This window comes from Methanocalculus sp. MC3 (assembly GCF_054767395.1).
The window spans coordinates 353,040-369,359 of record NZ_BAABMP010000005.1 but is presented as its reverse complement, the minus strand read 5'-3'; the positions used below and the strand labels follow the sequence as shown (position 1 = coordinate 369,359).

At 53.0% G+C, this 16,320-nt stretch carries 21 protein-coding genes and 1 tRNA gene; 13 read left to right on the top strand and 9 right to left on the bottom strand.

All coding sequences use genetic code 11. The features are described 5' to 3' along the window. Nucleotides 1–100: 100 nt before the first annotated feature. The 6 genes from ACYUBO_RS10830 to ACYUBO_RS10805 are packed head-to-tail and all read left to right on the top strand — an operon-like array spanning nt 101 to nt 4,082. The gene (locus ACYUBO_RS10830; RefSeq protein ID WP_460374389.1) at nt 101–1,336 is read left to right on the top strand and encodes a COG1361 S-layer family protein; all 1,236 of its coding nucleotides are present in this window, start codon (nt 101–103) and stop codon (nt 1,334–1,336) included. 7 nt (nt 1,337–1,343) lie between these two features. Continuing rightward, nucleotides 1,344–2,546, top strand: a complete 1,203-nt coding sequence (locus tag ACYUBO_RS10825; RefSeq protein WP_460374386.1) for an ABC transporter permease — start codon at nt 1,344–1,346, stop codon at nt 2,544–2,546. Nucleotides 2,547–2,550: 4 nt separating this feature from the next. Next, a complete protein-coding gene (locus tag ACYUBO_RS10820) occupies nt 2,551–3,219 on the top strand; it encodes an ABC transporter ATP-binding protein (RefSeq protein WP_460374383.1) in 669 nt (222 codons plus the stop codon). 7 nt (nt 3,220–3,226) lie between these two features. Beyond that, nucleotides 3,227–3,451, top strand: a complete 225-nt coding sequence (locus ACYUBO_RS10815) for a type II toxin-antitoxin system HicB family antitoxin (protein ID WP_300334634.1) — start codon at nt 3,227–3,229, stop codon at nt 3,449–3,451. Then, nucleotides 3,345–3,593 carry a type II toxin-antitoxin system HicA family toxin gene (locus tag ACYUBO_RS10810; RefSeq protein ID WP_460374380.1) on the top strand — a complete coding sequence of 83 codons (249 nt, stop codon included), beginning with the start codon at nt 3,345–3,347 and terminating at the stop codon, nt 3,591–3,593. The genes ACYUBO_RS10815 and ACYUBO_RS10810 overlap by 107 nt, the downstream gene beginning before the upstream one ends. A 36-nt stretch (nt 3,594–3,629) precedes the next feature. Then, nucleotides 3,630–4,082 (top strand): hypothetical protein, encoded by a 453-nt coding sequence (locus ACYUBO_RS10805; protein WP_460374377.1) that lies wholly within the window; start codon nt 3,630–3,632, stop codon nt 4,080–4,082. 154 nt (nt 4,083–4,236) lie between these two features. Here the strand turns inward: ACYUBO_RS10805 and ACYUBO_RS10800 are convergent, their stop codons facing one another. The 7 genes from ACYUBO_RS10800 to ACYUBO_RS10770 form a co-directional block, all read right to left on the bottom strand. Then, complete coding sequence (locus tag ACYUBO_RS10800; protein WP_460374374.1) at nt 4,237–4,878, bottom strand: type 1 glutamine amidotransferase family protein; 642 nt, start codon at nt 4,876–4,878, stop codon at nt 4,237–4,239. Between the two features lie 262 nt (nt 4,879–5,140). Continuing rightward, nucleotides 5,141–5,509 carry a HEPN domain-containing protein gene (locus tag ACYUBO_RS10795; RefSeq protein WP_460374371.1) on the bottom strand — a complete coding sequence of 123 codons (369 nt, stop codon included), beginning with the start codon at nt 5,507–5,509 and terminating at the stop codon, nt 5,141–5,143. A 3-nt stretch (nt 5,510–5,512) separates the two neighbouring features. Beyond that, a complete protein-coding gene (locus ACYUBO_RS10790; protein WP_460374368.1) occupies nt 5,513–6,079 on the bottom strand; it encodes a hypothetical protein in 567 nt (188 codons plus the stop codon). Next, nucleotides 6,080–6,820 carry a TIGR04255 family protein gene (locus ACYUBO_RS10785; RefSeq protein WP_460374365.1) on the bottom strand — a complete coding sequence of 247 codons (741 nt, stop codon included), beginning with the start codon at nt 6,818–6,820 and terminating at the stop codon, nt 6,080–6,082. A gap of 125 nt (nt 6,821–6,945) precedes the next feature. After that, nucleotides 6,946–7,018: transfer RNA gene (locus tag ACYUBO_RS10780), tRNA-Asn, on the bottom strand. A 36-nt stretch (nt 7,019–7,054) separates the two neighbouring features. Beyond that, entirely contained in the window at nt 7,055–7,354 is a 300-nt protein-coding gene (locus ACYUBO_RS10775; protein WP_300332225.1) for a hypothetical protein, read from the bottom strand. Between the two features lie 80 nt (nt 7,355–7,434). After that, nucleotides 7,435–7,704 carry a hypothetical protein gene (locus ACYUBO_RS10770; RefSeq protein WP_300332228.1) on the bottom strand — a complete coding sequence of 90 codons (270 nt, stop codon included), beginning with the start codon at nt 7,702–7,704 and terminating at the stop codon, nt 7,435–7,437. Nucleotides 7,705–7,914: 210 nt separating this feature from the next. Here ACYUBO_RS10770 and ACYUBO_RS10765 point away from each other — a divergent pair, with 210 nt between their 5' ends. From ACYUBO_RS10765 to ACYUBO_RS10740, 6 genes are read left to right on the top strand one after another with little or no spacing between them, the layout of a single operon-like run. Then, the gene (locus tag ACYUBO_RS10765) at nt 7,915–8,544 is read left to right on the top strand and encodes a hypothetical protein (RefSeq protein WP_300332230.1); all 630 of its coding nucleotides are present in this window, start codon (nt 7,915–7,917) and stop codon (nt 8,542–8,544) included. A 17-nt stretch (nt 8,545–8,561) separates the two neighbouring features. Further along, complete coding sequence (locus tag ACYUBO_RS10760) at nt 8,562–9,692, top strand: M24 family metallopeptidase (protein ID WP_460374360.1); 1,131 nt, start codon at nt 8,562–8,564, stop codon at nt 9,690–9,692. Further along, nucleotides 9,689–10,564 carry a type II methionyl aminopeptidase gene (gene map / locus ACYUBO_RS10755; protein ID WP_460374357.1) on the top strand — a complete coding sequence of 292 codons (876 nt, stop codon included), beginning with the start codon at nt 9,689–9,691 and terminating at the stop codon, nt 10,562–10,564. The genes ACYUBO_RS10760 and map overlap by 4 nt, the downstream gene beginning before the upstream one ends. A gap of 44 nt (nt 10,565–10,608) precedes the next feature. Then, entirely contained in the window at nt 10,609–11,895 is a 1,287-nt protein-coding gene (locus ACYUBO_RS10750) for an ATP-binding protein (protein WP_460374354.1), read from the top strand. After that, nucleotides 11,892–12,620, top strand: coding sequence for an MBL fold metallo-hydrolase (locus ACYUBO_RS10745; RefSeq protein ID WP_460374351.1), 729 nt, complete (start codon nt 11,892–11,894; stop codon nt 12,618–12,620). The genes ACYUBO_RS10750 and ACYUBO_RS10745 overlap by 4 nt, the downstream gene beginning before the upstream one ends. A gap of 35 nt (nt 12,621–12,655) precedes the next feature. After that, a complete protein-coding gene (locus ACYUBO_RS10740; RefSeq protein WP_460374348.1) occupies nt 12,656–12,925 on the top strand; it encodes a DNA-directed RNA polymerase subunit L in 270 nt (89 codons plus the stop codon). A 120-nt stretch (nt 12,926–13,045) separates the two neighbouring features. On the opposite strand, the gene ACYUBO_RS10735 is transcribed toward ACYUBO_RS10740, so the two are convergent. Then, nucleotides 13,046–13,657 carry a translation initiation factor IF-2 subunit beta gene (locus ACYUBO_RS10735; protein WP_460374345.1) on the bottom strand — a complete coding sequence of 204 codons (612 nt, stop codon included), beginning with the start codon at nt 13,655–13,657 and terminating at the stop codon, nt 13,046–13,048. 89 nt (nt 13,658–13,746) lie between these two features. Between ACYUBO_RS10735 and purL the strand changes: the two genes are divergently transcribed. Next, nucleotides 13,747–15,822, top strand: coding sequence for a phosphoribosylformylglycinamidine synthase subunit PurL (purL, locus tag ACYUBO_RS10730; protein WP_460374342.1), 2,076 nt, complete (start codon nt 13,747–13,749; stop codon nt 15,820–15,822). On the opposite strand, the gene ACYUBO_RS10725 is transcribed toward purL, so the two are convergent. Continuing rightward, a complete protein-coding gene (locus ACYUBO_RS10725; protein WP_460374339.1) occupies nt 15,819–16,307 on the bottom strand; it encodes a flavodoxin family protein in 489 nt (162 codons plus the stop codon). The genes purL and ACYUBO_RS10725 overlap by 4 nt on opposite strands. Nucleotides 16,308–16,320: the final 13 nt, after the last annotated feature.

Sequence of the window (16,320 nt, the reverse complement as noted above, 5' to 3'; positions counted from 1 at the left end):
GATCGGTTCTGATTTATTTGTACATGGCTCTCTCCGGGAGGGTGAAGAGAGCTATTATATATACCGGGGGTCGTTTTTCATGGTAATGAGGATTCTGTTTATGGCGCCTGTACCAATTCCCCTCCGCCTTTGTATGCTCCTTCTTCTTCTGAGTGCCCTATTAACAGGGGTTGCACAGGCTTCCGGGCAGTCCGTTATTATCACCGATCACACCCTTGTCCCCTCAGTCGTGATGCCGGGCGATCAGGCGATTGTGTATGTTACGATCATGAATGCAGCTTCCACCTCAACCCAGACAGAGTCCACATACCTCTCATCAGTCTATTCTGTGAGTACATCGGAAAGCCAGGATGTTTACCTGGTGATAGGAAGCGTCTATTTTGATGGCCGGGGGGATATCCGGGTATTGGAAGGGAACTCGGCCTTCACAGGGGTGCTTGGACCCGGACAGTCGATGGATCTGGTATTTCTGATTCAGGCGCCGGAGAAGAGCGGGATCTATTTCCCCCAGCTCCGTATCAGGGTGAGGGGCGGGGAGAGCGTCATCTACCCGATCCCGGTGAATGTGAATATGCCGATCTTCTCGATGAAGGTCCCGGTGATCGAGGTGTCGCAGGCGGCACTTCCTTTTGTCAGGCCCGGTGAGACATTTGAAACAGGGCTTGCTGTTGCCAATACCGGGCAGAGTGCTGCACAGGAGATCACGGTTATCGTTCAATCCGGGGATCTGATGATCGCCCCTGTCGGGCCTGCATCATCTTTCATGCCCGTGCTTGCTCCCGGTGCGGAGATGGTGATCCCACTTTCGTTCCGGGTCAGCAAAGAGATCGCACCCGGCCTCTATGAGCTGCCGGTTGTGATCGGCTACCAGCAGGCCGACGGATCGACTGTGTCAATCACCACTGCCTGTGCAGTCGATGTCCGTGGAGCATCATCTCTTGCAGTCTCTGCGGTGAGAACGGATCCAATTACCGTTGATGCGGGTGAGCCATTCGACCTGATTGTCCGCCTCGAAAATACCGGAACCGGACGGGCAGAATCTGTTGTGGCGTATCTCGATGCCCCCCTTTCAGGGCAACGGGAGACGTTCATCGGCTCGATCAGGCCCGGAAACGATGCCCCGGCAGTCTTCCGGCTGACTGCGGCTGAAGGCGGCGAGATCCCCGCGTCTCTCACTGTCGGGTATTCGGATGATTATGGCGATCACCGGATGGAACAGCCGCTTACACTGGTCGTCAGGGAGCAGGGGGTTGCAGGTGCCCTTGTTGCCCTTGTCATTCTCGTGCTGATTGCAGGAGCAGGGTACTATCTCTATTCACAACGGAAGAAGGAGTGAATCACTCATGCTTTCCGGAGCACGCGTCTCCATATTTCTTGCCTCACGGGCGATTCTCCGTGGGGGAAAGGTGGGGACGCTTCTGAATATCCTGATCATCGCGATGGTCTTTACGAATATGATTCTCCTCTCCGCAATCATCGGGGGGGCAGTGAACCTCTTCCATGATCAGACGATCGATTATGTCACGTCTGATATTGTGATCCGCCCCGAACGTGATGAGCGAACCCTCTTCCATGTGGACGAACTCCTCGATCGCGTGAACCGGGTGCCGGGCGTTGCCCGGGCCTCGGCACGCTACTCCATCGGGGGTACCCTGAGCCATAAGGGCTCGATGGTGAGCATCCCGATCACCGCGTTCAATCCCCGCGATGAGATGGAGGTCACAAAGATCCATGAGCATATCGTTGAGGGTGATTTCCTCTCGCCTGCCGATGACGGCATCCTTCTCGGCCAGTTTGTAGCAGGCCATGAAGATCCCGGCCTTGATTTCTTTGAGTCGCTCGGCGGGGTGAGGGTTGGGGATTCGGTAGAGGTGATGTTTGCAAACGGGGTTTTGAAGACATACCGCGTGAAGGGGATATACTCGACAAAATCCTACCAGGCCGATTATATGGCATTCATCTCGTGGGAGGAGATGGATGCTGTACTTGGTACCCGGAATACCGAAGCCACCGAGGTGCTTGTCAGGGCACAATCAGGAGAGGATCTTGATCTGGTGAAGCTCCGCCTCCTTCAGTTCGGGGTGCAGGAGCGGGTGGAGACCTGGAATGAAGCGATGACACAGGTGATTGCCGATTCGATGGAGACGTTCTCGATCATCGATAAAATCTCGCTTGCCGTCAGCCTCATCATCGCGATTGTTGTGATTGGGATCGTCTTCACGATCAAGACGATCAACCAGCGGCGGCAGATAGGCATCCAGAAGGCAATCGGGATATCCAACCGGATTATCATCGGGAGCTATGTTGCACAGGTGCTCTTTATCTGGCTCTTCGGCTCACTTGCCGGGATGGTGGTCGTGAACCTGCTCCTCCTCTACTTCTCGGCAAACCCGCTTGAGTTCCCTGATGGCGATGTGGTTCCTGTCTTTGAGATGGCAACGATGCTTGAGAATGCCGGATGGCTTGCAGGAGCCTCTGCACTCGCAGGCTTTCTGCCGGCATGGCGGATCACACGGGAGAATACGCTTGATGCGATGAGGGGCTGATTTCGTGATTGAGGTGACAGATCTCCAGAAGACATACAGGATGGGGGACGTGCTCGTACATGCATTGAACGGGGTGAGTGTCACAATCGCCAAGGGGGATTTTATCGGAATCACGGGAGCATCGGGGAGCGGCAAATCGACGCTCCTCCATATGATCGGCCTCCTCGATCTCCCGACAAGCGGCTCTGTCACCATCTCGGGAGAGGATGTGACCGCCCTCCCTGACTATCAACGCACACTCTTCCGGCTGGAGTGGCTTGGGTATGTCTTCCAGGAGTATGCCCTTATGCATGATCTGACGGCATTTGAGAATGTGGCTCTCCCGATGATGGCACGAGGGTTATCTGAAGACGAGATCCGGGATCGGGTTCTGCATATGCTCGACCAGGTCGGGCTTCGTGCCCGTGCCGATCATCTCCCAAAGGAGCTCTCGGGCGGGGAGCAGCAGCGGGTTGCCGTCGCCCGGGGCCTCGTGAATGATCCTGAGATCCTGATCGCTGACGAGCCATGTGCGAACCTTGATTCAGAGAACTCAAAGGCCGTCCTCGACCTCTTTGCCGAGATCAACCGGGAGCGGGGGCAGACGGTGCTGATGGTCTCACATGAGGAGTGGCACCTGCCGTACTTTGATCGGATAATCCGGCTGAAGGATGGGAAGATTGTGGAGGGGTAGTGGGAAAATGCAAAAAGAGCTTACAGCCATTATTCAAAAGGAGGGCGATGGCTATGTCTCATTCTGCCCGGAATATGACATTGCAAGCCAGGGTGGTACTGTAGAAGAAGCCCAAAATAACCTTCATGAGGCTTTGGAGCTCTTTTTTGAAACCGCATTCCCACAGGAGATCCAGTCACGGTTCCACGGGGAGATCTACATCACACGGATGGATGTGGCTTTTTTTGGTTAACTTCGTACTATCGGGAAAGGACGTCTGCACCATTCTTGAAAAACATGGTTTTTCAGAAGTCAGGCAGAAGGGAAGCCATATAATTATGCAGAAAACTCTTCCCGGTTCTACAATTACGTTACCTGCCGTTTGCGCTGATTGATCATATTTATCTCCTTTCTCGATTCTATACAGATGTATGGAAATGAAAACAATCTTGTGTGCTGGTATTCTTCTGGCAGCCGTGTTGTTCTGTGGATGTACCACCAGCTCCGATCAGAGCACTGTTGCAGCTGATATCCCGACTCCAAACCTTATCGGGGATTGGACCGGCACGATGACCGGGTATGTGGATGGAATCGGGTATACCGACTATTCCGGGTATACCCTGACTCTCAGGATCACTGAACAGAAAGACCGGGTATTTTCGGGAGAGGCAACCTTTTCTGAGCAATTAGGATGGGAGAGTGTTCCATTTGCCGGGGTGATCGGCCGTGACGGCAGGACAATAAGCATGGTCCAGAGTGGGGGATCAGATGGAGACGGGGGGTATTCTTCCGGGTACCTTACCGGTCCTGATGAGATGGAAGTCATCTACTCGGTTGTGAGCAACCCCTTCTCCATTACAATCGATGTGCTGAAAAGGAGTTGAGAGAGACTCTCCTTATTTTTTATTCCTGATCGGACTATCCACTTACCAGGACAACAAAATCCCCTTCTGATATTCAATCCACGTGCCTGTGTGAGGGAGTCCTTCCTATATGGTGTGCAGGTGAGAGGTTCAGCTGCCTTCCTGATTGTGCTCGTTACGGGGCTTTGGCTCTTTGTGAGAGCGATTCCATGAGTGCGTAAAAAAACCCGGGTTTTCCTGTCGTGAAGAGCCCGTGCCATGCAGCAAGGGTTTCCGGGCTCATCACATCCAGTCTCCTGAATATGTGGGTGGCAAATTCAACTGGTGCAAAGCTGCCTGCCGTGATCAGGTTTCCGTCTGTAACCGCAGGTTCGTTTACGTAATATTGTTCGCCATGATAGCCGGGGCAGAACATTTTGAGTGCCGCTTGATCATTGCTGGTGTGGCTGCGTTCATCCAGCAGCCCGGCATTGGCAAGGGCCATCGTAGCCCCGCAGATTGCGGCAACAACCACGCCTTCATCGAGCAGCATCCGGACCTTTTCAAGTATCGGGCCCTGCACCGGGTCAAGCCAGGTGTCTGCACCGGGCAGGAGCACCAGATCTCCGGCCCCGGGCCGGATATCCTGAAAAAGAACCTTCGGCACCATAGGCAGCCCGCCCATCGTGGTTACCGGATCCATTGTCCTCCCGCAGAGGACAAGATCGTAACGAGAATCCGGATCCTTCAAGTACCGCCCGGAATGGAGTTCGGCAAGAACGTGTCCACACTCCCAGTCCGCGAGCGTGTCTGTGATATAGAGAAAGATTGCAGCCATTGTTATCTCATTATCTCCCCTGCATTAAGAGTTTGGCTTTTCTCACGATATGGGACAATATATGTGCCTGCGTGGGGCACGACTTTTTTTGGGGTGAGGGAGGGTTGAAGGGATGTGACGAAAGCTCCGCCACTGACGCCTGTAAGCCCATTAGATTGAGGATATGCTGGAGTCGGGAACCCCCTGCCCAGCAATCTCTTCATCATATCTTGAAATATCCCAAGTTGCAGGGCAATGGCGAGAGGTGGTTTCAATTGCCTTATCACTTGAGCGAAATTACGACCTTTTCAGCGAGTTTTAGGGCTGACTGAACCTTTTGTGGATTTGCATTATATGCTGGATCATCATAGTCGCTTTCATTTCTCCATTGTCTGAGATGGGTGAGATGTCGGGCGATCTCCACTCTCCCGGTATCCTTAAGAAAATCACGGAGGAGAAGATGATCCTTGTCATTGTCAGCCGGTGAAAATGAAAAATTATCTTTAGCGTAGTATTTTGCATGGCAGAAGGCAGCATAATATGCCCTGCTGATTGCACTTCGGTAGCCAGCTTCCGGGGGTATTTTCTGGTCATTTGCGCTGGCAAATAAAAATTTAGCCACTTCGATATAATGAGACCACTGAAATTGCATTTATTACACCGTTGGAGGTCGGAAATCTGTTGTGACGATAAACCAGCCCGTCTGATCGGTTAAGGCCTTTTCATACATGCTGCATATGCTGTCGATTTTTTCCATTATGTCAGCATCATAGTGGGATTGGCGAATACAAAGGGTCAAATATTTGTCATCTATTTCGGGATCAGAGTAGAGTTCAAGTGTAACCTGGGCAGTGTTGCCAAAAGTCTCTTTTGTCAGCATGCATGCATAGAGCACCACGTCATAAAGCCCGATATTCTGACGGAGATAGCTGGCTACCTCTCCGGGGTTTGGGAAGATAAATTCAAGGTACTGTTGCAATGATAGGAGCGATTGCTCAATATCAAGAGGGAAGGTTGTACTTTCCCCGGGATAGGATGATAAAAACTGGTCTTGATTGAATATTTCACAGAAGCTCATACAGGTATGGCCAATGTATTTTTCTAAAAGCTGTTGAAGGTGAATTCTCCATGAGTATTCATCTTTATTCAGGTAAGAATCACTTGTGCTATGCCATATTGTTCGCGGTGCATGATATTGATTGATTAACCAACCACTCTCCATCTAATTGCCCTCCAGCTCAAAGCGTGTTCTCATTTTATCGGTAATACTCCCTTCGAATATCTCTCGCACCTCTCGGTGTGCATTTTCGAGCCATTCATCCACTTCCTCATGAGAAATCATCTGCCGTTTTGCCAGATAGTAATCTGTTGAGAGAATAAATGTTGAGTGCCCCTGTCTCTCCTGAATTCCACGTGTAAGTTGGAGTCGGCAGATATCGCGCATATTGGCATAGGGAAATTCGCATCCAACGATAAAATTGACAAAATCTTTTGGGAGTTTCTCTCCAAGAAATGGATGAAAATTAAAGTATTCACTAAGTGAACCTCCATCTTGAGGAATCTCGATTTTATCTAGGTATAATAGGCCAATCCGGTCTATTCCTGTAATGGTTGTGATCTTCTGGATTGTATTGAATGCCATTTGAATACTGGGGAGGAATACTGCCCATGATGGATATGGTTGCAAACAGTGAATAGAGAGAATACGGTTTCCTATATGAAGCTGGATTCTGGGCTTTTCAGATTGGAGTGTAACACGCTCTATTGGTATAATTTTATGCCCGATATTATCTTCTTTTGCTGTTATCTCAAGTTCCTGGACCTTATGTATTTCTTTGTGAGGGAATGCATCTTTCACTTTCTCATAAAGTTGATCTGCAATGTCCTTTGGCCATTGCGTATCTTGTTGGAATCGAAACTCACAGACCGCTTCGATAACAGGGGGATTGCGATATGAAACCATTTCAATTCTCGTGATTTAAGTGTAGTTTTAGGTAGTTATCTTGACCTGTACCTGATTTGGATTATCGATGGGATGGATAATGAACCTTTTGAAAAGAAGTATGAGTCATCCTCAGGATGAATTGACGCCGCCAACAGGACTCGAACCTGTGACATGCTGGTTAACAGCCAGCCACTCTACCAACTGAGTTATGGCGGCACTCAAGTTGCCTAATTACATTGCCAGTGCCAGAACTTAAAGATTGTTAACCAATCCCCGTTTCATATCCTCGAGAGCCCGGATGAATGCATCCAGCTCGTCGGGGATGCCCTTCAGCATCTCCTTCATCTCAGGAGTCGCATATGCCCCCGTGGAAGACGCGCGAATGTACCCCATCTGCTCGAGGACGCGGAGGGAATACCGCACCCGGTGCTGCGGCTGGTTCAGCACTTCTGCGAGCTTGATGATCCCGATCGGCTCATGCTCGACAACCGCACGTGCTATCATCAGGTGCCGTTCAATCAGTTCAATCTCGTCACGGAGCTTTTCAAGCATGAGCATCCCTCACTGTCTGCACGATCCCTCTCTCCCATTCATCTCCCAACTCTGTATATTCGTTCCCAATCCTCTTCCACTCAGGAACTCCCATCTGAATCAGGTGATTCCACGGGTTTTGCGTGAATCTCAAGCCATTCCTTTGTGGCGGTGTAGTGCTTCTTCGTAAAAAATCCTGACAGGACTGCGATTATCACGAGGACGATCAGGACCGGATTTTTGTATCCGGCCTCTGCCGGAACAATGAAGAAGATTGCAACCGCGGCCGCAGCAGCAAATAAGAAGATATTGAGAAGTATCACGACGGTAATATACTTGATCTTGAAGACCTGTTTTGCCGATTCTTCCATATGCAGGTATATGGTCTTCACAGAATATATGCCCTGCCACTCTGTGGCATGCAGGATGCAGGTGAACAGGAACACTCTGCTGCCTGTGGCCTCACTTGTATGGAACGCTTCCTTCTCCCGGAAAACCCTTCGGGGAGATTTCTGGCGGTAAACCGGTTGAATTGAGAAGATATTGATTTATAGTGATAATTACTACTCTTCTGTCAGGATATGCGGGGACATTCTTCTGCCTGGGTGACACTTCTGCTCATCATTCTGGTACTGGCAGCCCTCAGTACCGCAGGGTGCCTCTCTGATGATGATCTCGATTCCCTCTGGGATGACTGCATGCAATCCATCCCTCCCCACCGTGCATCCCTTGACAACTACCTCCTCGTCTATACCATAGGAATCGATCTCTGGAATGTCGAGCTTGCCGGAGATACCCCGAATCCACGGACGCTCAGGACACAGATTGCCCGCGAAGAGGCCTTCCTGGCAGAACTGTCAGATAAGCACTGGGTGCTCACCGGGGCAGTCAGCAGGTTCTCGGATTATGCCCGAACCCTTGAAGGGAGCCGCGGCGAATGGGCTGTCGGGGTTGCCTCTGATCTTCGTCTCTATGATGAAGAGATGTGGAATACGCAGAATACATTCAAGGGGCGTCTTGCGGCATTAAGCCAGTATCTTGATCTTGCAGACAGCGGAAGAGGAGATACGGCTGAAGCGCTCTCGTACCTTGAGAGTGCCAATTCGCTCTCAATAAATGCCGGAGCTTCGATTGCCCGTGCCGATGCCGCCCGGAACCGTGCCGAATCACAGTATGCCGATGCCCCCTTTCCGAAGATACATCTTCTCTGATTGCAAATACGTATAGAATGGATGCTCTCGATCAGGCTCTGGCAACTACCGGTTCCAGGGCATATGCCGCATATGGCACCTCATCAGATGCCAATGTACGGTACCTCACCTCATTTCGGACGAGCGATCCGGTCATCTATATGAAACGCCTGAATGAAGAGGGCATCATTGTTGTTCCTGCAATGGAGGTGGAACGGGCTGCCCTTGAGTCGCCATGCACCGTCATAAGCCGGGCAGATGCAGGTTTTTTTGATATTCTGAAGGAAGAGCCTGATCCCCTGAAGGCAACGGGCCGGGTGATAGCTGATCTGGCAGGCGGCCCGATTCTTGTCCCGCCCGAGTTTCCCCTCGGCCTTGCAAAGGCGATTGAAGCGCACCAGCCGGTGGATGTGGAGATGGATGCCCTGTCCGCCATGCGGTCGCAGAAGTCCCCATCCGAGATCGCGATGATGCGTGAGTCGCAGGCAGCAGCAGAAGATGCGCTCGAAACAGCGCTTGCCCTGATCAGGAGGTCAAAACCCACAGGAGAACTCCTGGTGACCCCGGAAGGAAAGATCCTCACTTCAGAAGATGTCAGATATGGGGTTCATTCCACACTCCTGAAACACGGGTGCAGGGGTGTTGATACGATCGTCGCCTCGGGCAGTGAGACATCTGTGGTGCATCTCCGGGGAACCGGTCCAATTGCAGCCAACGCTCCAATCATCATCGATATCTTCCCGCAGAATGAAGAGACCGGATACTTCGCCGATATGACGAGGACGGTTGTCCGGGGAGAACCAACTCCTGAGATCCGGGAGATGTATGCCGCGGTATCTGATGCAAAAACGCTTGCCTTCTCCCTCCTCCGCGCAGGTGCAGATGGTTCCACTCTCTACCAGGCAGTCGTCTCCCTCTTCGCAGATGCAGGGTATGGGACAGAGCCGGATGGCTTTGTCCATAGCCTTGGCCATGGTGTGGGACTTGAGGTGCATGAAGCCCCGTCCATCAGCTCACGGGTTAGTCCGCTTGCCGCGGGCAATGTCGTCACCATCGAACCCGGCTTATACTATCCCGGGATCGGCGGTGTTCGGATTGAGGATATGGCACTTGTCACAGATGGCGGCTATGAACGAATCACCCGGTTCCCGGAGGTCTTCTGCATATGAACGATGAGATGATAGATCAGTACAAACAATCCGGCAGGCTCGCGAAGAAGATCCTGCAGAACGGTGCACGCATGATTGTCCCGGGCGCAACCCTTGCCGGGGTCGCCGATTGTGTCTGTACCATGATCCATGAGGAAGGGGCAGGAATTGCGTTTCCTCCAAACCTCTCCCTGAATGAAGCAGCCGCACATGATACGGCAGGCCCCTCCGATGATCGCATTTTTGCAGCAGGCGATCTGGTCAAGCTGGATATCGGCATTCATATCGACGGATGTATCGCAGATACCGCACTCACCGTCGATCTCGGGGATCATCCCCTGCTGGTTGAGGCATCACGTGTGGCACTGGACTCAGCCCTCTCACTGGCAAAACCCGGTGTCCGTGCAGGTGAATTAGGGGCTGCGATCCAGGAGGCGATCGTCTCACGCGGATTCCAGCCGGTTGCAAACCTCACAGGCCACGGACTTGATCTTTACTCCCTGCATGCTTCCCCATCTGTTCCAAACATCGGATCCGGTGGCGGCACTCTCCTGAAGGAGGGGATGGCAATCGCCATTGAGCCGTTTGCCTCGACCGGCCATGGCCGCGTCACCGAGGGCTCAAGAGCCGAGATATTCTCCCAGATCGCAGTAAAACCAGTGAGAACCCCCGCCGGAAGAAAGATCCTCGAAGAGATACGGGATCGCCGCGGCCTCCCCTTTGCCCGGAGATGGCTGAAAACTGATCGCGCCGATCTCGCCCTGACCGCACTTATCAGGCAGGGTGTGCTCCGATCGTACCCAGTTCTCCAGGATGTTCCGGGGTCATTTGTATCCCAGGCAGAGCATACGATCATCGTCACTGAAGATGGATGCATCATCACCACGAAGTAGAGATACTCTTATTCCGATTCCCAGACAACATATAAGGTTAAGATATGGAGATGGCTGATCACACCACCCTCCGGCTCATGGAGCTCCTTCTCACCGCAGAGATCGTCAACCGTGAGGAATCCCTCGGCATTGCAGATCTTACCCCTGCATGCCGCGAGGCGTTTAGCATCGGCAAGAACGGACCGGATCTCAAAAGGCCGTTCATTGTGAGCAACAGCCTGGCAAAGCGAGCTCTCGGCATTGAAGAGGCTCATACGTTTGTCTCATCGAATCCTTTCATCGGGTTCGATGACTTCGGCCAGCGCCTCTCGGTGACCGCACTCGATCCGGCGGCCCGCTGGTTCCTTGACCGTGGTGGCAGGGATCTGGCAGCCTCAAATCCGGTTCTTGCCTTCTATTATGAGAAGAGCGGGGCCGGTGAGATCAGGTACGGGGATGCCTCTGCCCAAAATCCGCTCTATGAAGACAGCCGTGCGTTTCTCCAGCCACGGATCGATGCCATGAAAGCCGAATCCGAGGAGATCCGCGATGCACTCGGGCTTGTTGCAATCTATGCCCCTGAAGAGATCGAAGAGTCATTTGAGACCTTTGTTGCCACCCCGGAACAGCGTGAAGTGATCGAAAAGATCAGGGTTGCGCTGAAAAACCGCCAGTTCCTGAAAACCCATCAGATCTACCAGGTTGGCAGGCTCCTCTTTGTCGGACCCCCCGGAACCGGAAAAACCTCGTTTGCACTCTCGCTTGCACGTGAGCTGCATATGCCGATCCTCGAGGCCCGCCTCTCGATGATCACCTCCCAGTACCTTGGAGAGACATCAAAGAATATTGACAGGATCTTTGAGATAGCAAAACGGCTGTCTCCCTGCATCCTCTTCATTGATGAGTTCGATTATGTGGCACGCACACGGGATTCAGATGATCACGGTGCGATGAAGCGGGCGGTCAATACGCTTCTGAAGAGCATCGACCAGATCAGCCTGGTCAAATCAGAAGTCCTCTTCATCGGGGCGACAAACCACCCGGGAATCCTTGACGAGGCTGCCTGGAGAAGGTTCGATGACGCAGTTCCCTTCACCATACCAGACGCATCCATGCGGGAGGCGATCCTGCGTACGATCACCCGGAGCCTCCGGATTGTTCCCGATATCCCGCTCCTCGCAGCCAGAACCGAGGGCTTCACTGGTGCCGATCTCCGCCTGATGATAAAAGAAGCAGTTATGGCCGCTCTCATTGAAGGGCGGGACGAAATTACCGATATTGATATCGAACAGGGGATGCTCCTTGTGGACCGGAGGAATGCGCTTCGGAAGACCGGATGGATCGGGGCATGAGGGTCACCTTCCTTGGAACCGGTGACGCCATCGGCACACCCAAGATCGGGTGCAACTGCGATCACTGCATTCAGGCATGGAAGGAAGGCAGGGAGCGGCTCAGGACATCCCTTTTGATCGAGACGGGTTCACACCACCTGCTCATCGATACCACCCCTGACCTCCGCAGACAGCTCCTGTATGCCGGCTCTCCCCATATCGATGCCGGAATCTGGACTCATGGCCATTACGACCATTTCATGGGATTTGGGGATTTTTATCGGATTCAGAAACCGCCTGCCATGTATGCGGCACCGGAAGTGCTCGACTATTGCAGCAATGTTTTTTCATTCCTCCCTTCACCGGGGCATCCAGTATTACCCTATCAGCCATTTGCGCTCTTCGATCTCACGATCACCCTCTTCCCGGTTGACCATCCCGGCGCTCCGACATATGGTGTAAGAATTGAATCAGGTGATTCTGTCCTCGTCTATTCGTCAGATACGCGCAGGGGGATCCCCGACGAGAGTATCGATTGTATGAGGGATGCGGATCTTCTCATCCTTGATGCGATGGCGCCGTCGCACCTCACGATCTCAAAACATATGAACTACACCGATGCGCTTGACCTCGCAGATGAGTTGAAACCAAAAGAACTCAGGTGCGTACACCTGAGCCACATGGTCTCATGGGATCAGCCGTATTCGGCATATGATATGGAGACCTTTGATCTCAGCCTCCGCTAATGGCTATATAGTCTCCCTGCCAATTGATATACAGTATGAACATAAAAATTCTTGAGCTTGAAAAAAATAAGGTTAAAATGGTGTTAGTTTCAGAGAAACACACCTTTATGAATCTTCTGACCGATGAGATCCTGAAAGATCCGGCCGTTGATGTTGCCAAATACCAGATCGAGTACCAGTTCTCTGACCCCGAACTCCTCGTCACAACCGACGGCAGTAAGGATCCTGTCACAATCATCAGGGAAGCATGCGAGCGGATCAGCCGCTCCTGTGACGAACTGCTGACACAGGTACAATCTGCATAAGGTGTTCTTTTCAGGAGAAGTCTTCGATACCATATCCGGATCTGATGCTTTGGAGAGAGCATTGGATCCCGGAAAAACTCTCTTTTACGTATTTTGGGTTGAAAAAAAAGACCTGGCGCATTACACCCGCTGGGTGAATGCAACCTGACCTGATATCTTTGATATCTTGACTTTGATCTTCTGCCCCGGCTTTCCGTTGGTGACATAGAGGATATATTTACCCACCTTGGCAACCCCGTCACCACGGCGGCTGACCGACTCGATCTCCACCTCGATCTCCATCCCTTCTTCGAGGCTGGTTCCCTTCACCTCGGTTCTGGCACGCCGCTTTCTCACCGGACGGTGACTGCCGCAGGCATCACACCGGAGCATCTGGATACGATCGTCCTTGACAAGCCGGGTATCGGGCCGCCCGCACTCGGAACAGATGACATAATCGTCGATGTAATTCCTGACGATCGCTTCAAGGACATCTGTTTCAAATTTGCCATTAAAGATTGCACGGTTTCCGTCAATCTTACCGGCAGTTCCAAGCTCCCCGAGCATGAATTTCATCACGTGATCGGGTTCCCGGTTCAGTGTCCCGACAATATCCATGAAATTTTCAAGGATCGTCGTCTTTCCTTCGGGGTATGATTTGACCTGTGGCACGACAAACCGCTCCCCCGTATCCGACGGTTCGGTGATGCCGGTATATGCCTTCTTCAGGAGATCCTCGTAACTATCGACCATGCAGAGTATATGGGGGTCATAGTGCTAAAAAGTGTAGTATGGGCAGGGAGAGTGATCCTTATTTCTTCTCTAAAGATGACCTCTAAGGAATGCTGTCCGCCGAAGATCTCACGATCATCCGCTCACGCCTCGGACGGGATATCACCCCCCTTGAGGCGGTCGCTTTTGAGAACCTCTGGAGTGAACACTGTAGCTATCGCTCAACACGGGCTCTTCTGAAGACTCTCCCGACAGAGGGGAGAAACGTCATCATCGGGCCGGGAGACGATGCTGCTATCGTCAGATACAATGAGAAGACCGCGCTTGCGATCGGGATGGAGAGCCATAACCATCCAAGCTATGTTGACCCCTATGATGGTGCCGCAACCGGTGTCGGGGGCATTGTCCGGGATATCATCTCGATGGGTGCCCGCCCGATCGCCCTGATGGATCCCCTCTGCTTCGGAACCCTCGATTCCGAGAAGACGCGCCACCTCTTTGAGCATGTCGTCTCCGGTATCGGGGATTACGGAAATTGTATCGGCGTGCCGGTTGTCAGGGGAGATCTCATCTTTGACGAGAGTTACCAGGGCAACCCGCTTGTCAATGTTGTTGCTGTCGGTGTCGTTGACCCCGAACATATCATCACCGGCAGGGTGCAAAAGCCCGGTAACCATCTCATCCTCTATGGCTCCCGGACGGGCCGCGACGGGCTGGGCGGCGCCTCCTTTGCCTCGCGGGATCTGAGTGAGGATTCGGAAGCAGAAGATCGCCCGAGCGTGCAGGTTGGCGATCCCTATACCGAGAAGCTCCTCATCGAGGCGACGATGGAGATGTGCGCAACCGGGAAGGTGCTCGCCTGCCGTGATCTCGGCGCGGCCGGGTTTGCCGGTGCGTCAAGCGAGATGTCAAGCACATTCGGGGCCCGGATCAGTGCAGATCGAGTCCCTCTCCGTGAGACCGGTATGAATGAGATTGAGATCATGCTCGCCGAATCACAGGAGCGGATGCTTGCCGAGGTCGCACCGGAGGATGTGGCTCTGATCGGGGCGATCGCCGAAAAGTATGATCTTGCCTGGGCAGATGTCGGAGAGGTGATCGCAGAGCCCCGTTATATCATCGAATTTAATGGAAGAACCGTCTGCGATCTCCCGATCGATCTACTCGTAGGCGGCACTCCCGCCTGCCGATGGGAGACGAAGGCATATAGTGCAGAAGAGCCTTTCCGCCGCCCTGAAGAGGATCTCCGCACCCTCTGCCAAAAAGTGCTCTCCCACCCCGAGTGTGCGGCAAAGGACTGGGTCTTCTCGCAGTACGATCATGATGTCCAGCTCAGATCCGTCTCTCTCGGTCCCGATGCTGCGGTGCTCCGGCTTGATGGAAGCGGCCTCTACTTCACCAGCGGCTGTAATCCCCGGCATATCTATCTTTCACCGCGTGATGGGACAGCGAATGCCGTTCTTGAGAATGCTTCAAACCTTGCCTGTTATGGATCCGATCCGCTCTGTATCGTTGACTGCTTAAACTTTGCAAGCCCGGTGCACCCGGAGATCAGCTGGCAGATCGAGGAATCGATCATTGGGATGGGGGAGATGTGCCGCCGTCTTGATGTCCCGATCGTCGGCGGGAACGTCTCCCTCTATAATGAGAGTGATGAATTTGATACCCGGATAAAGCCCACCCCGATGCTCGGTATGATCGGAAAGGGCGATCTCCGCACCTTCACCCCGCCACAGGAGGGTGCAACCCTGGTTCTTCTTGGAACAACCTCCCCTGATCTCGGCGGATCAATTCTTGATTGTGTCACCGGATGCGGTGGCCCTGCTCCTGCAACCGGGGATGTGGAGTTGGTTGTAACAGTCCGTGATCTCGTCCGGAAAAATGCGCTGGGTGCAGTAACCGACCTTTCCCGTGGCGGGCTTCTCACTGCACTTGCAAAGATCGCCCCCTGCTCTTCGGTCTCAATAGAGGGCGATCCGGTTGCAGCACTCTTCTCGGAATCCTATGCCCGGTTCCTGGTGGCAGTTGATGATCTGTCTGTTCTACAAGGAACTCCGCATACGGTTCTTGGAACCGTCGGCGGCGATGCGCTCAGGATCAGATCCGGTGATGAAGAGATCGTCCTCACACCATCCGACCTGCGGGAAGCGTCGCGCACTATCACGGACCTGATGCGGATCGATTAGGCTTCCGCCAACTCAGTGACCGCCTGTACAAGGGCGGCCATCTCTTCTTCATTTCTGCCGCCTCTCATTGAAAAGCGAACATGGAAACTGCCGGCGACATCCATTCCGCGTTCCTTTGCATGGGTCTCCATGAGCGTGAGCGTCTCGCCGGGAGTGCTCCGTGAGGTGCAGACGAGCACCGCCTTCTTCCCCGAACAGTTCTTCATTGCCTGTATCATTGCGTTTGCAGCAGGTGACGGGCGGGATGCCCAGACCGGAGATCCGAGTATAGCGAGGTCATAACCGGATAGATCGATTGCATTCGGATCGATTGCGGCAATGCCTCCCTTTCGGGCGCGGGGAGCGCCAAGCAGGTACATTGTTGTCTTTCCGTATCCGGCAAGATCACGGACCCTGATCAGTTCGGCTCCTGTGGCTTTTGAGAGTGTTTCCATCACAGAATGGGTGTTGCCGGTCTCGCTATGGTAGATGCAGAGGATCTTCATACTCTGCGTTATG